General features: G+C 65.0%; 9 protein-coding genes. 6 read left to right on the plus strand and 3 right to left on the minus strand.

What is annotated here, in order from left to right:
* Positions 1 to 9 precede the first annotated feature (9 nt).
* From pepN to F6X61_RS27050, 6 genes are all read left to right on the plus strand, one after another.
* A complete protein-coding gene (gene pepN / locus F6X61_RS22615) occupies positions 10 to 2,667 on the plus strand; it encodes an aminopeptidase N (RefSeq protein WP_153788629.1) in 2,658 nt (885 codons plus the stop codon).
* Between the two features lie 267 nt (positions 2,668 to 2,934).
* Entirely contained in the window at positions 2,935 to 3,966 is a 1,032-nt protein-coding gene (locus F6X61_RS22620) for a YCF48-related protein (RefSeq protein WP_153788630.1), read from the plus strand.
* Positions 3,963 to 6,356 carry an RND family transporter gene (locus F6X61_RS22625; protein ID WP_153788631.1) on the plus strand — a complete coding sequence of 798 codons (2,394 nt, stop codon included), beginning with the start codon at positions 3,963 to 3,965 and terminating at the stop codon, positions 6,354 to 6,356. The genes F6X61_RS22620 and F6X61_RS22625 overlap by 4 nt, the downstream gene beginning before the upstream one ends.
* A 168-nt stretch (positions 6,357 to 6,524) precedes the next feature.
* Positions 6,525 to 6,812, plus strand: a complete 288-nt coding sequence (locus tag F6X61_RS22630; protein ID WP_153788632.1) for a DUF5629 family protein — start codon at positions 6,525 to 6,527, stop codon at positions 6,810 to 6,812.
* A complete protein-coding gene (locus F6X61_RS22635; protein WP_178125876.1) occupies positions 6,778 to 7,908 on the plus strand; it encodes a lactonase family protein in 1,131 nt (376 codons plus the stop codon). The genes F6X61_RS22630 and F6X61_RS22635 overlap by 35 nt, the downstream gene beginning before the upstream one ends.
* A 304-nt stretch (positions 7,909 to 8,212) precedes the next feature.
* Complete coding sequence (locus F6X61_RS27050) at positions 8,213 to 8,389, plus strand: hypothetical protein (RefSeq protein WP_167409860.1); 177 nt, start codon at positions 8,213 to 8,215, stop codon at positions 8,387 to 8,389.
* A gap of 149 nt (positions 8,390 to 8,538) precedes the next feature.
* On the opposite strand, the gene F6X61_RS22640 is transcribed toward F6X61_RS27050, so the two are convergent.
* The 3 genes from F6X61_RS22640 to F6X61_RS22650 are packed head-to-tail and all read right to left on the minus strand — an operon-like array spanning position 8,539 to position 14,008.
* The gene (locus F6X61_RS22640; protein WP_153788634.1) at positions 8,539 to 9,132 is read right to left on the minus strand and encodes a glutathione S-transferase; all 594 of its coding nucleotides are present in this window, start codon (positions 9,130 to 9,132) and stop codon (positions 8,539 to 8,541) included.
* On the minus strand, positions 9,129 to 12,773 hold the full coding sequence (locus F6X61_RS22645) for an AAA family ATPase (RefSeq protein WP_153788635.1): 3,645 nt from the start codon (positions 12,771 to 12,773) through the stop codon (positions 9,129 to 9,131). The genes F6X61_RS22640 and F6X61_RS22645 overlap by 4 nt, the downstream gene beginning before the upstream one ends.
* The gene (locus tag F6X61_RS22650; RefSeq protein WP_153788636.1) at positions 12,770 to 14,008 is read right to left on the minus strand and encodes an exonuclease SbcCD subunit D C-terminal domain-containing protein; all 1,239 of its coding nucleotides are present in this window, start codon (positions 14,006 to 14,008) and stop codon (positions 12,770 to 12,772) included. Before F6X61_RS22650 ends, F6X61_RS22645 begins: the two co-directional genes overlap by 4 nt.
* Positions 14,009 to 14,394 lie beyond the last annotated feature (386 nt).

Consider the following 14,394-nt stretch of genomic DNA (forward strand, 5'->3'; position numbering starts at 1 on the left):
ATCGTCACCATGCGTACCGAACAACCGCAAGTGATCTACCTCAAGGACTATCAGGCCCCCGAGTACCTGATCGACGAGACGCACCTGACCTTCGAGCTGTTCGAGGACCACACGCTGGTGCACGCGCAACTGGTCATGCGCCGCAACCCCGAGCGCGGTGCCGGCCTGCCGCCGCTGGTGCTCGACGGCCAGCAGCTCGAGCTGCTGCGCGCTTCGCTGGATGACCAGGAACTGCAGGCGGGCGACTACCAGCTCGACGACAGCAGCCTGAGCCTGCAGCCGAAAACCGAGCGCTTCACCCTCGACACCAGCGTGAAGATCCACCCGGAAAGCAACACCGCGCTGGAAGGCCTGTACAAGTCCGGCAAGATGTTCTGCACCCAGTGCGAGGCCGAGGGCTTCCGCAAGATCACCTACTACCTCGACCGCCCGGACGTGATGAGCGTGTTCACCACCACGGTGATCGCCGAGCAGCATCGCTACCCGGTGCTGCTGTCCAATGGCAACCCGATTGGCAGCGGGCCGGCCGAAGACGGCCGCCACTGGGCCACCTGGGAAGACCCGTTCAAGAAGCCGGCGTACCTGTTCGCCCTGGTGGCGGGTGACCTGTGGTGTGTCGAGAGTGAGTTCACCCGCCAGTCCGGCCGTGACGTGACCCTGCGCATCTATGTCGAGGAAGAGAACCTCGACAAGTGCGACCACGCCATGGTCAGTCTGAAGAAGTCGATGCGCTGGGACGAAGAGGTCTACGGCCGTGAATACGACCTGGACATCTTCATGATCGTCGCGGTCAACGACTTCAACATGGGCGCCATGGAAAACAAGGGCCTGAACATCTTCAACTCCAGCTGTGTGCTGGCCCGTGCCGAGACCGCCACCGATGCCGCCCACCAGCGCGTCGAAGGCGTGGTCGCCCACGAGTACTTCCACAACTGGTCGGGCAACCGCGTGACCTGCCGCGACTGGTTCCAGCTGTCGCTCAAGGAAGGCTTCACGGTGTACCGCGATGCCGAGTTCAGCGCCGACATGAACTCGCGCACGGTCAAGCGCATCGAGGACGTCGCCTACCTGCGCACCCACCAGTTCGCCGAAGACGCCGGCCCCATGGCCCACCCGATCCGCCCGGACAGCTTCATCGAGATCTCCAACTTCTACACCCTGACGGTGTACGAGAAGGGCGCCGAGGTAGTCGGCATGGTCCACACCCTGCTGGGGGCCGAGGGCTTCCGCAAAGGCAGCGACCTGTACTTCGAGCGCCATGACGGCCAGGCGGTGACCACCGACGACTTCATCAAGGCCATGGAAGACGCCAACGGCGTCGACCTGAGCCAGTTCAAACGCTGGTACAGCCAGGCCGGCACCCCGCGTCTGGAAGTCAGCGAGGCTTACGATGCCGCTGCGCAGCGCTACAGCCTGAGCTTCCGCCAGAGCTGCCCGCCGACCCCGGGGCAGGTCGAGAAGCTGCCGTTCGTGATCCCGGTGGCACTGGGCCTGCTGGATGCCCAAGGCAACGACCTGCCGCTGCGCCTGGTCGGCGAAAGCGCCGCCGCTGGCACCAGTCGCGTGCTGTCGGTGACCGAAGCCGAGCAGACCTTCACCTTCGAAGGTATCGCCAGCCAGCCGCTGCCGTCGCTGCTGCGCGGCTTCAGCGCGCCGGTCAAGCTGAGCTTCCCCTACGACCGCGACCAGCTGATGTTCCTGATGCAGCACGACAGCGACGGCTTCAACCGCTGGGAAGCGGGGCAGCAGTTGTCGGTGCAGGTGCTCCAGGAGCTGATCGGCCAGCACCAGCGTGGCGAAGCGCTCACCCTCGACCAGCGCCTGATCACTGCACTGGGCACTGTGGTTGGCAACGAGTCGCTGGACCCTGCCATGGTCGCCGAGATGCTCTCGCTGCCGGGCGAGGCCTACCTCACTGAGATCAGCCAGGTAGCCGATGTGGACGCCATCCACACTGCCCGCGAGTTTGCCCGCCTGCAGATCGCCGAGCAGTTGTTTGACGCCCTGTGGGCCCGTTACCAGGCCAACCGCGACGTGTCGCGCAAGACCCCTTACGTGGCCTCTGCCGAGCACTTCGCGCGCCGCAGCCTGCAGAACATTGCGCTGTCGTACCTGATGTTGAGCGGCAAGCCGCAGGTCGTGGAAGCGACCCTGGAGCAGTTCGATCAGTGCGACAACATGACCGAGCGCCTGACGGCCCTGGCGGTGCTGGTCAACTCGCCGTTCGAGGCCGAGCGGGCCAAGGCCCTGGAAACCTTCGCCGAGCACTTCAAGGACAACCCGCTGGTCATGGACCAGTGGTTCAGCGTGCAGGCGGCCAGTGCCTTGCCGGGCGGGCTGGCGCGGGTCAAGGCGCTGATGCAGCACCCGGCCTTCACCCTGAAGAACCCGAACAAGGTGCGGGCGCTGGTAGGGGCCTTCGCTGGGCAGAACCTGGTCAACTTCCATGCCGCCGACGGTTCGGGGTATCGCTTCCTGGCGGACCTGGTGATCGAGCTCAATGCACTGAACCCGCAGATCGCTTCGCGCCAGTTGGCGCCGCTGACCCGCTGGCGCAAGTATGACGATAAGCGTCAGGCGCTGATGAAGGGTGAGTTGGAGCGGATCCTGGCTTCGGGCGCGCTGTCCAGTGATGTGTATGAGGTGGTGAGCAAAAGTCTCGCTTGAGACCCTTGGGGCTGCTGCGCAGCCCTTCGCGGGTAAACCCGCTCCCACAGGGATTGCATGAAACCCTGTGGGAGCGGGTTTACCCGCGAAGGGCCGCAAAGCGGCCCCAGTTGTTTTCAGTGGTTAACAAAACATAACGTCCCGCTCGTTGTTTTCTGCCGGATTACCCCGATAGGATGCCCCAAAGCTATTCCAGGGCTCTGGAACAGGGTTCCTCGGCACCTGGCAATAGATTGACCCAGCACAAGAACACAACAGGGGGCAGTCATGAGAGAGCGGATCACGGCACGGGGCCGGCACGGCGCCTGGCCATTGGCGGCCAGCGCGATGCTGGCGCTGGCACTGGCGGCATGGGCGGGCAGCGTCGATGCGGCGGTCGCCGCCGAGGAATACTCGGTCGAGTCGGCCAAGGCCAGCCAGAGCCTGTTGATCGGTGCCACCCACGCAGGCAAGCGCCTGGTGGTGGTTGGCGATCGCGGCCATATCCTGTTCTCCGACGACCAGGGCAAGACCTGGACCCAGGCCCGGGTACCCACCCGGCAACTGCTCACCGCCGTGTTCTTCCTCGATGACAAGCGCGGCTGGGCCGTTGGCCATGACGCGCAGATCCTCGCCAGCAGCGACGGCGGCGCGACCTGGAGCAAGCAGTTCGAAGACCGTTCCCGCGAAGCCCCGCTGCTCGATGTGCGCATGCTCGACGCGCAACAGGGTTTTGCCGTCGGCGCCTATGGCGCGGTGCTCGAAACCCTCGACGGGGGCCAGCATTGGCAAGACGTCGGCGAGCGCCTGGACAACCCCGACCAATTGCACCTCAACGCCATCACCCTGGTGAAGGACGCCGGCCTGTTCATCGTCGGCGAGCAGGGCAGCATGTTCCGCTCCAGCGACAACGGCCAGAGCTGGTCGAAAGTCGAAAGCCCCTATGAGGGCTCGTTCTTTGGCGTGATCGGTACTGCCCAGCCCAACACCCTGCTGGCTTACGGCTTGCGCGGCAACCTGTTCCGATCCACCGATTTCGGTGACAGCTGGCAGCCGATCGAGCTCAAGGCCGAGCGTGGCCCGCTCGAATTCGGCCTGGCAAGCGCTACGCTTCTCGAGGACGGCAGCGTGGTGCTGGTCGGCAACGGCGGCAGTGTGCTGCGCAGCCATGACGACGGGCAGACCTTCAGCGTGCGCAACCGCGCCGACCGCGTCGCCCTGGCCGGGGTCAGCGGCCTTGCCGGCGGCGGCCTGCTGCTGGTAGGGCAGGGCGGTGTGCACCTGGCATCGGCCGACGGCACCCAGGAGGCACGCCCATGACCAGCCGGGAGAGCTTCGACATGCAGCACAAGGACAAGGCCACCCTGCTGGAACGCCTGATCTTCAACAACCGCCCCATGGTCATCGCCATCTGCGTGCTGGTGAGCCTGTTCCTGTTCTGGCAGGCCACGCAGATCCGCCCGTCCACCAGTTTCGAAAAGATGATCCCGCTGCAGCACCCCTTCATCGAGCAGATGATGGAGCACCGCAACGACCTGGCCAACCTCGGCAACACCGTGCGCATCTCGGTGGAGGCGGTCAACGGTGACATCTTCGACAAGGACTACATGGAGACGCTGCGCCAGATCCATGACGAGGTGTTCTACATTCCCGGCGTCGACCGCGCCGGTCTCAAGTCGTTGTGGAGCCCCAGCGTGCGCTGGAGCGAAGTCACCGAAGAGGGCTTCTCCGGCGGCGAGGTGATCCCCAACACCTACAACGGCTCACAGGGCAGCCTCGACACCCTGCGCGACAACGTGCTCAAGTCCGGCCAGGTCGGGCGCCTGGTGGCCAACAACTTCAAGTCCAGCATCGTCGACATTCCGTTGCTGGAGAGCTTCCCCGACCCCCAGGACCCAGGCAAACAGGTCAAGCTCGACTACCAGCAGTTCTCCCATCAGCTGGAGGAAAAGATCCGCGACAAGTTCCAGGCGCAGAACCCCAACGTCAAGATCCACATCGTCGGCTTCGCCAAGAAGGTCGGCGACCTGATCGACGGCCTGCTGATGGTGGCGATGTTCTTCGGCATCGCGCTGGTGATCACCTGGGCGCTGCTGTACTGGTTCACCTGGTGCATCCGCAGCACCATCGCAGTGCTGATCACCACCCTGGTGGCGGTGGTCTGGCAGCTGGGGCTGATGCATGCGGTGGGCTTCGGACTCGATCCGTATTCGATGCTCGTGCCGTTCCTGATCTTCGCCATCGGCATCTCCCACGGCGTGCAGAAGATCAACGGCATCGCCTTGCAGTCCAGTGACGCCGACAATGCCCTGACCGCGGCCCGGCGTACCTTCCGCCAGTTGTTCCTGCCGGGCATGATTGCCATCCTGGCCGACGCAGTGGGCTTCATCACCCTGCTGATCATCGATATCGGGGTGATTCGCGAGCTGGCCATCGGCGCCTCGATCGGCGTGGCGGTGATCGTCTTCACCAACTTGATCCTGCTGCCCGTGGCCATCAGCTATGTCGGCATCAGCCAGAAGGCCATCGAGCGCAGCAAGAAGGACGCTACCCGCGAGCACCCGTTCTGGCGCCTGCTGGCCAACTTCGCCAGCCCCAAGGTGGCGCCGGTGTCCATCGTGCTGGCGCTGCTGGCCTTCGCCGGCGGCCTCTGGTACAGCCAGAACCTGAAGATCGGCGACCTCGACCAGGGTGCCCCGGAGCTGCGCCCCGACTCGCGCTACAACCAGGACAACAGCTTCATCATCAGCAACTACTCGACCAGTTCCGACGTGCTGGTGATCATGGTCAAGACCCCGGCCGAGAGCTGCTCGATCCACTCGACCATGGCACCCATCGACGAACTGATGTGGACCATGGACAACACCCCGGGCGTGCAATCGACCATCTCCCTGGTGACCGTGTCCAAACAGGTCATCAAGGGCATGAACGAAGGCAGCCTGAAGTGGGAGACGCTGTCGCGCAACCCGGGCATCCTCAACAACTCCATCGCCCGTGCCGACGGCTTGTACAACGGCGATTGCTCGCTGGCACCGGTGCTGGTGTTCCTCAACGACCACAAGGCCGAAACCCTGGAGCGGGTCACCGCCGCGGCCAAGGCCTTTGCCGACAGCCACAACAAGGACGGCCTGCAGTTCCTCCTGGCGGCGGGTAACGCCGGGATCGAGGCGGCTACCAACGAAGTGATCAAGTCGGCCGAGCTGACCATCCTGATCTTGGTCTACCTGTGCGTGGCGGTGATGTGCATGATCACCTTCCGCTCCTTTGCCGCCACCCTGTGCATCGTGCTGCCGCTGGTGCTCACCTCGGTGCTGGGCAACGCGCTGATGGCGTTCATGGGCATTGGCGTGAAGGTTGCCACGCTGCCGGTGGTGGCGCTGGGTGTGGGGATCGGCGTGGACTACGGCATCTACATCTACAGCCGGCTGGAGAGCTTCCTGCGCGCAGGCCTGCCACTGCAGGAGGCCTACTACCAGACGCTGCGCTCCACCGGCAAGGCGGTGCTGTTCACTGGCCTGTGCCTGGCCATCGGCGTGTGCACCTGGATCTTCTCTGCCATCAAGTTCCAGGCCGACATGGGCCTGATGCTGACCTTCATGCTGCTGTGGAACATGTTCGGCGCATTGTGGCTGCTGCCGGCGCTGGCGCGGTTCCTGATCAAGCCGGAGAAGCTGGCGGGCAAGGAGGGCGGGTCGATCTTCGCCCACTGACGAATGAGCGTGGGAGCGGGCTTGTCCCGCGATGGCGGTCGACCAGGCGTAGATGATGCCCAGGCCGACGTCATCGCGGGGCAAGCCCGCTCCCACGGTGGGCAAGTCGACAGCCTGTGCAGTGGCTCCAGAGGATATAATGGCCGCCTTCTTTCCCTAGGTATCCCCATGACCCTCGCCACCACCCTCGCAGCCTGCGACATGCTGCTGATCGACGGCCTGCACGCCTTCGACTTCACCTTCGACGAAACCGGCCTTGTGATCGAGTGCATGGACGGCCGCCAGCTGCGCCGCTGGACCTTCACCCCCGAGCAAGTCGCCGCCGCCACCGGCGCGGGCGACGACTGGCAGCTGGCCTCTGCCGAGGGCGAGCATCGTCTAGTCTGTATGAGTGCTTTCCGAGCCCCGGATGAAGAAGACGATGAATCGGACCTGGACGCGCCTGCTGACCGCTAGCCTCATGACCCTTGCAATCAATGCCCACGCCGCCACCTTGCTGGTGGGCAGCTACACCGATGGCACCAGCCAGGGTATCTACCGTTACGGCTTTGATGAGCGCAACGGCCACATCGATGCCAAGCCCCAGCAGGTGGTCAAGGCTGTCAGCCCATCATGGCTGGTGCTGTCCGCCGACCAGCGCCTGCTGTTCGCGGTCAACGAGACTGCGCAAGGCCATGCCAGCAGCTTTTCGCTGAGCGCCAAGGGCGAGATAAAGCCGCTGAACCAGGTGCCCAGCCAGGGCGACGAGCCGACCCACGCCAGCCTCAGCCATGACCAGCGCTACCTGTTCGTTGCCAACTACGCCGTCGCCCCCGACCCCGGCGGCAGCCTGGTGGTGATCCCGGTGGCCAAGGACGGCAAGCTCAAAGCGGTGGTGCAGCAGGCGCGGCATTCGCCGAGCAAGGTCAACCCCGAGCGCCAGGCCGGTGCCCATGTGCATTCGCTGGTGCTGTCGCCCGATGGTCGCCACCTGTACGCCTGCGACCTGGGCGCGGACAAGGTGTTCATCTATCGCTATGACGGCGCCAGTCCGGAGCACCCCTTGACCCCGGCAATCCCGGCCTCGGTCGAGCTGCCGCCGGGTAGCGGACCACGTCATCTGCTGTTCGACGCCAAGGGCAAGCACGCCTACCTGACCCTGGAAATGAGCGCCGAGGTGGTGGTCTTCGATGTGCAGGATGGCGCGCTCAGCGAGCGCCAACGCTTGCCGCTGACCGACCTCAAGGACCCCGCCGCCAAGGCCGCCGGCGGGCTGCATCTGTCGGCGGATGACCGTTTCCTCTATGTCAGCAACCGTGGCACGGCCAACGAGATCGTGGTGTATGCGGTGGGCAAGGACGACGGTCAGCTGACCCTGCTGCAGCGCCGTTCGGTGGAGGGCGATCATCCCCGGGAGTTCACCCTCGACCCCAGTGGCGACTTCCTGCTGGTGGCCAACCAGAAGAGCAACCAGATCGTGGTGATGCAACGTGATCCGCGCAAGGGCACCCTGGGCCAGACCGTGCAGAAGTTCGACCAGCCGGCGCCGTCGGACCTCAAGTTCCTCGAGTGATGCGCCTTGCTTGTGGGGGCAACTGTCTTGCTCGCCATTCAAACAGCTGCGCGATTCCTGTGGGAGCGGGTTTACCCGCGAACACGGGCATAGCCCGTGCCAGGCACCAAGGTGTCATCTTCGCGGGTAAATCGCAGCGGCGCACCGCCGCGCCCACAGGCAGAGTGCAGGGCGAGGCAATTATCGATTGCCGTGATATTCGCTACTGCCGCAATGAATTTCAGCCAGCGGCTGCATCGGCGTAAGTTTTGACCCAAGGCCCCGACGGGCCAACGTCAAACCACCGAAGTCGAGGTCAGCCCACATGAACTTCAATCTCTTCTCGCTCATCGCCGCTTCCGCCATCTCCGCCTCGGTCGTGCTCCCAGCGCACGCCCAAGCCGAGCACAGTAGCAAGCCGTCTACTACCCACAGCTACACCGACAAATACCTGCAACAGAGCGCGCACTTCCACGCTGCCCTGAGCAAGCACTCCAATTGAGTGTGTAAAGCCATTGGTAATAGCACAACGCCATGTGATTTAATTTGACGCTAAATTTTTGACTCTCCAAGGGGCAGAGCATGATGTGGCGTATCACGGCGGTAGTGCTGTTGTTGATGTCGGCGCCGATCCTGGCGCTTTGAGATGCCTCACCTGGCCATGACGGCCTTGAACAGGTCCGATTCCAGCCAGCCCTGCAACCAGCTCCGCACCCGCGGATAAGCCGCCTCGGCGAACCACTGCGGTTCGACCCCGGCAAACTGGCGCATCAAGGGCAGCAAGGCGGCATCGGCGAGGCTCGGGTGATCGGCCAGCAGGTAAGGCCTGCCTTCGAGCAGGTCTTCCAGCTCTGCGAGCCATGCTTCGGCCTGTTGCCGGTAATGCTCCCGGGAGTGCTCGGGGTAGCGCTCGGCATACTTGTAAAGGTTCACCTGAGCCTTGAACGTGCTGTCGTTGCGGGCGATCAGTGCATCGGCCCGTTGCGCTGCTGCCGGGTCGGCCAGCAGGCGCCAGTCCTCTGGGTCATGCCGGGCAAGGGCCCAGCGCATGATATCCAGGCTCTCTTCCAGCACCCCATCTCCGGTATCGAGCACCGGCACCGTGCCTTTGGGCGACAGGGCCAGCAGCTCGGCCGGTTTGTTTTTCATCGCCACTTCGACGATCGCCACCGGGCACTGCGCATAGCGCAGGGCCAGGCGCGCGCGCATGGCCCACGGGCAGCGGCGGAACGAGTAGAGAATCACCCGCTCACCTCGACATCGCTCAGGCCGTTCCCCTGGCGGCGCACCTGGATCTGCACCGGGATGCGTTCGTGCATTTCCTGTACGTGGGAGATCACCGCCACCTTGCGGCCCTGGGCCTGCAGGCCGTCGAGGGCATCCATGGCCAGTTGCAGCGACTCGGGGTCGAGGCTGCCGAAGCCTTCGTCGATGAACAGCGACTCGATACGCAAGGTGCTGGACGCCATCGAGGCCAGGCCCAGGGCCAGTGCCAGCGAGACCAGGAAGGTTTCGCCGCCCGACAGCGAATGCACCGAACGCAGTTCGTCGCCCATCTCGGTGTCCAGCACCAGCAGGCCCAGGGCACTGCCGCCGCGCTTGAGGCGATAGCGCCGGGCCAGCTGGCGCAGCTGGCTGTTGGCGTGATGCAGCAACAGGTCGAGGTTGTAGCCCTGGGCGATCTTGCGGAACACATCACCCGAGGCGGAGCCGATCAAGGCGTTCAGGCGAGCCCAGCGTTGCCACTGTTGATAAGCCTGGTCGATCTGCTCGGCCAAGGCCTGGTGTGCCTGCTGGCGGCGTTGATCGTCGGCCTGTTGGGCGCGCAGCTCAGCGCATTGCTGCTCCTGGGCGACCAACTGCTGCTGCAGCTCGGCGAGGCTCTGCTCCAGTGCTTCAGCCGGCAGTTCGCCATGGGCTTGGGCAGCGTGTTGCTGCAGGCGCTGCTCGCGTTCCTGCAACAGTACCCGGCCTTGCTCGATGGCCTTTTCCGCCGCCTGCAGGTGTTGGCGCAGCTCACCGAGCTGGGCGTCGTCGATGGCCAGCAGGCGGTCGAGGCCGGCGTCGTCCAGTTCGGGGTGGCTGCTGCGCCATTGGTCGATTGCGCCCTGCAACTGCTGGTGCTCGTTTTCCAGGGCCTGCTGGCGCTGGTTGTTGGCGTTGAGTTCAGCGGCCAGTTGCACGCCCTGGGTACGCAATGCCTGCAATTGCTGGGCAGTGTCGGCGTCGGCGGCGCGCGCCTGTTCCAGCTGCGCGTCCATATGCTGCTGCCAGGCTTCGGCGCTGGGCTGCTCACCGAGCAGCTCGCCGAGGGTGGCCTGGGCCTGCTGGCGCTGCTCGTCCAGTGCGGCGATTTTCTGCAGCAGTTGCTGCTGATTGTGCTGCCGGGCCTGATGCTGGTCGCGAAGCTTGTCCAGCTGTTGCTGGCGCGCCTGTTGTTCTTCCTGTTCGTCCTTGCGCTGGTCGAGTTGCTGGCGGCGCAGGGCAATCTGCTGGTCGAGGCCAAGGAAGGCCTGGGCCGGGTCGTCGCGCAGGGCCTGGAGAATGTCCTGGGGCAGCACGCTGGCCAGGTCGTTCAGGCCCTGCTCCAGCTGCTGCTGGTCGGCGGCCAGGGCCTGGTGTTGCTGGTCGAGGTGGCGCTGGGCCTGTTGCTGGGCCTCGCTGGCCGCCTGCAACTGCTGGTTGAGGCGAGCGGCGTCCTTTTGCAAGGCGAGCAGGGCGGCCTGGCGTTTCTCGTCGCGGTCGATCTCCTCGCCCAGGCGGCGCAACTGGCCGTCGAGCCAGGCGCTGCGAGCCTTGTCGTCCTGGGGCGCGAGCGCCGGCCACAGTGCATGAGCCTGAACCTGCTCAAGTAGCGGCTGCAGCTGTTCGCCCAGCTTGAGCTGTTGCTGCTGATAATCCTTCAGCTGGGCGTTGACCACGCCCAACTCGGTACGCAGCTCCACCAGCCTGGCGTTGAGCTGTTCCACTTGTTTCTGCGCTGCTTCCTCTTCGGCCTGGTCGTGGCGGCCCAGGCTGTGCAACAAGGCCTCTGGCTGGTGGAACGGGTGCTCGGCGCTGCCGCATACCGGGCACGGCTCGCCATCGCGCAGCTGCGCGCGCAGTTCTTCGACGCTGGTGTTGCGCGCCAGGCGCTGGCGTTCGAGCAACTGGCGGGTCAGCGTCAATGCCTGTTCGGCGCTTTCCAGCTCGGCCTTGGCTGCGGTGCCCGCGCCGATCAGTTGCTGGCGCTGCTGCATGGCCTGCTGCTGGCGATCACGCAGGGCGTCGATCGTCTGTCGCAGTTCCAGCTCACGGCCATGCAGGCGGGCAAGCTCCTCGACGGCGCGCTGCTGCTTGCGGTTGTCCTGGAGCATGCCGCCGAGCAGGTCGATCTGCTCGGCCAGCGCATGGGGTTCGGCCCCGGCTTCGTGGAACAGCATCTCGAAGCTGTCGCGCTGGGCTTGCAGTTGGGCATTGGCCTGGCTCACCTGGGCCTGCAGGCTGGGCAACTCCTCGCGGCCTTTGGCCAGCCGGCCGCCGATCAGCATCACTTGCTTCAATTGCGGCAGATAGGCCTGCCAGGCGTTGGCCAGGCTACCCAGGTGTTCACTGTCGGCCAGCGCCGCATCGATCTGCGCCAGTTGCTGCTGGCTGCGCAGCTGGTTATCTGCCAACTGCTGCAGGTGTTGCTCAGCGGCGCCGACTTCCTGCGCAGCCTGCTGACAGGCTGCCTGTTGTTCGCCCAGCTCTTTGTCGAGGCGGGCCAGGTCGCCTTGGGCGGCGAATGCCTGGCGCAGGCGCGGGGCGTTGTCGCTGTGCTGTGCCTGATGCAGGGCCAGGGCCTGGCGCGCCGTTTCCAGTGCCTGCTCCAGTTCGCTGGTGCGGCCATGCAGTTCGCCTTGTTGGCGCTGCTGTTCGGCAATCGCCACGGCCAGCGGCGCCAATTGCCCGGCCAGATCCTGCTGGCGATGGAACTGGTGACGCTGCGGTGCAAGGCGTTCCAGGCGCTGCAGGTCGAGGCGCTGTTCGGCCAGTTGTTGCCAACTGTGCTCGGCGGCTTGCAACGCTGCCTGGGCTTCGCCGTGCTGGGCTTGCAGTTGGCGCTGTTCGTCGAACCAGATGCGCTGCTGTTCCAGTTGGCGCTGGCGGCCTTGGTTGGCCTTGAACTGCTGCTGGGCCTGCTCCAGTTGCTGGTCGAGCAGGGCGCGGGCGTCGCTTGCCATCGGCAGCAGGTGCTCGGCCTGCTTCTTCAGGTCGTTGTGGCGTTCACCGGTTTCCCGCGCCTTGCTGAATGCGCGCTGACCGAGGCGGGTGTAGATCGCGGTGTTGGTGAGCTTTTCCAGCAGTTCGCTGCGCTCTTTGTCGTCGGCCTTGAGGAAGGCGCCGAACTCGCTCTGGGCCAGCATTACCGCACGGGTGAACTGTTCGAAGTTCAGCCCCAGGCGCGCTTCGATCAGTTGCTTGTACTCGTTCTTGCCACTGCCGAGCAGCTGTTCGCTTTCCAGGTCATACAGGCTCTGGCGGCTGTTCTGCAGCTTGCCATTGGCTTTCTCGCGGGCGCGGTTGGCTTCCCAGCGGGCGCGGTAGCGGCGGCCGTCGATGCCGACGAAGTCGACCTCGGCAAAACCGCTGCCGGTGCCACGACGCAGCAGGTTGCGCGGGTCCGAGGTGGGGATGTCGCCGTCGGCGTCGGGCACCTTGGCTTCGCGGGCAATGTCGTTCAGCCGCGGCACATTGCCGAACAGGGCCAGGCACAGGGCATCGAGCAGGGTACTCTTGCCGGCGCCGGTGGGCCCGGTGATGGCGAACAGGCCGGCGCTGGCCAGGGGCTCGGCGGTGAAATCGATGTCGATCGGCCCGGCCAGCGAGGCGAGGTTCTTCAGGCGGATGGCAAGAATCTTCATGGCTGCTCCTCTTCGTGCAGGACGTCCTGCAGCAGCTCGGCAAAATCGGCCAGGGCCTGCTCGTCGGCGGGGTTGCCGTAGGCCTGTTGCCAGGCGCGGCCGAACAGGTCCTGCGGGGTCATCTGCGCCAGTTCAACGAAGGCGAGTTCGTCATCTTCCTGGCGGCCGGCGCCTGCGTACTCGGCGCTGATGCGCACCAGGCGCACCGCCTTGCCCTGCAGGGCTCCCTCGATCTGCTGGCGCAGGTCGGGCTGCGGTTCGTCCAGCACTACCCGCACTTCGAGCCATGGTTGGCGGTTGGGGTCTTCGAGCAGGTCGATCATTGGCAGTTCGCCGAGCTGCACCAGCAGCTCGCCCAGCGGGGCCGGGCCGACCCGCTGCAAGGCCACTGCGCGCGGGACCAGGCGCGGCTCGACGCTGAGCAGTTCGCTGCCGTCGAGCTCCACTTCCAGCACCTGGTGCGGGTAGTTGATCTCGGCGAACGACAGCGGGATCGGCGCGCCGCTGTAGCGGATGCGGTTCTCGCGGTTGACCTTCTGCGGCTTGTGCAGGTGGCCAAGGGCAACGTAGCCGATGGCCTTGTCGAACAGCCGCGCCGGCAGGGCTTCGGCATTGCCGATGATCAGGCTGCGTTCGGAGTCTTCCGAGATGCTGCCGCCGGCCATGTGCGCATGGCTGATGGCGACCAGCGCCTGGTCCTTCTTGCGCTTTTTCTGCGCTGCCGCGATCAGTTGCTCGTGCACCTGGGTGATGCCTTGCAGGTAGTCGTCCCCCAGTGCCGGGCCGGTGACTTCGGCCGGGCGCAGGAAGGGCAGGGCCAGGCACCAGGCTGCCACCTTGCCGCGGCCGTTGGTCAGCGGGATCAGCAGGCGTTCGGCGTCCAGCTGGCCTTCGTCCAGCCAGTGCACCCGGCCCAGGGCATGGGTGCGCAGGCGGCGCATCAGCGGCGCCGGCAGCTCGATGCGCGAGCCGGAGTCGTGGTTGCCGGCGATCATCACGATATCCAGCTTGGGCTGTTGCTCATGGGCCTGGACGATGAAGTCGTAGAGGCGTTCCTGGGCTTTGACCGGCGGATTGACGGTGTCGAAGATATCGCCGGCGATCAGCAGCGCATCGGGCTGGCGCAGGTGCAGTTGGCCGAGCAGCCAGTCGAGGAAGCAGGCGTGTTCGAAGTCGCGTTCCTGGCCATGCAGGCTCTGGCCAAGGTGCCAGTCGGAGGTGTGAAACAGACGCATGGAAGATCCGTTGGATGGGCGGCTGGGGGCATTGGGGTGAGGGCGGTATGGTAACCCATTGCGGGGTGAGCTCGCTTTCGCTGTGCCGCCTCGATTGCGAATGGGGCGAAAGGTGGGCCAAAGCTTCTGACAGATATGAATACGTTCTTGCGGAGTTTTTTTGTTAAGGACAAGGCATGTTCGAGTGAGTGTTCTGCTGTTGCTGTAGGACGTTTCTTGATCTGCTTCCGACGCCGTCGGAGGCGTCCTCAAGCTGCTAGCGTTCGGCGCTTTCTGCGTACAAAGGAAAGGCCGCATGACCCGCAACCCTTTCAAGGGCATCGCCGCAGGTGACCGCCCATGACCTATCGCATCGTGATTTTCGGCAAGGGGCAGGGCCTGGTGGG

The sequence above is a fragment of the Pseudomonas sp. EMN2 genome, assembly GCF_009650555.1.
In the GTDB taxonomy this organism is placed as follows: domain Bacteria; phylum Pseudomonadota; class Gammaproteobacteria; order Pseudomonadales; family Pseudomonadaceae; genus Aquipseudomonas; species Aquipseudomonas sichuanensis.

Coding starts and splice junctions, on each gene's coding strand:
- pepN (WP_153788629.1), top strand. CDS start 10: ATGCGTACCGAACAACCGCAAGTGATCTACCTCAAGGACTATCAGGCC.
- F6X61_RS22620 (WP_153788630.1), top strand. CDS start 2,935: ATGAGAGAGCGGATCACGGCACGGGGCCGGCACGGCGCCTGGCCATTG.
- F6X61_RS22625 (WP_153788631.1), top strand. CDS start 3,963: ATGACCAGCCGGGAGAGCTTCGACATGCAGCACAAGGACAAGGCCACC.
- F6X61_RS22630 (WP_153788632.1), top strand. CDS start 6,525: ATGACCCTCGCCACCACCCTCGCAGCCTGCGACATGCTGCTGATCGAC.
- F6X61_RS22635 (WP_178125876.1), top strand. CDS start 6,778: ATGAATCGGACCTGGACGCGCCTGCTGACCGCTAGCCTCATGACCCTT.
- F6X61_RS27050 (WP_167409860.1), top strand. CDS start 8,213: ATGAACTTCAATCTCTTCTCGCTCATCGCCGCTTCCGCCATCTCCGCC.
- F6X61_RS22645 (WP_153788635.1), bottom strand. CDS start 12,773: ATGAAGATTCTTGCCATCCGCCTGAAGAACCTCGCCTCGCTGGCCGGG.
- F6X61_RS22650 (WP_153788636.1), bottom strand. CDS start 14,008: ATGCGTCTGTTTCACACCTCCGACTGGCACCTTGGCCAGAGCCTGCAT.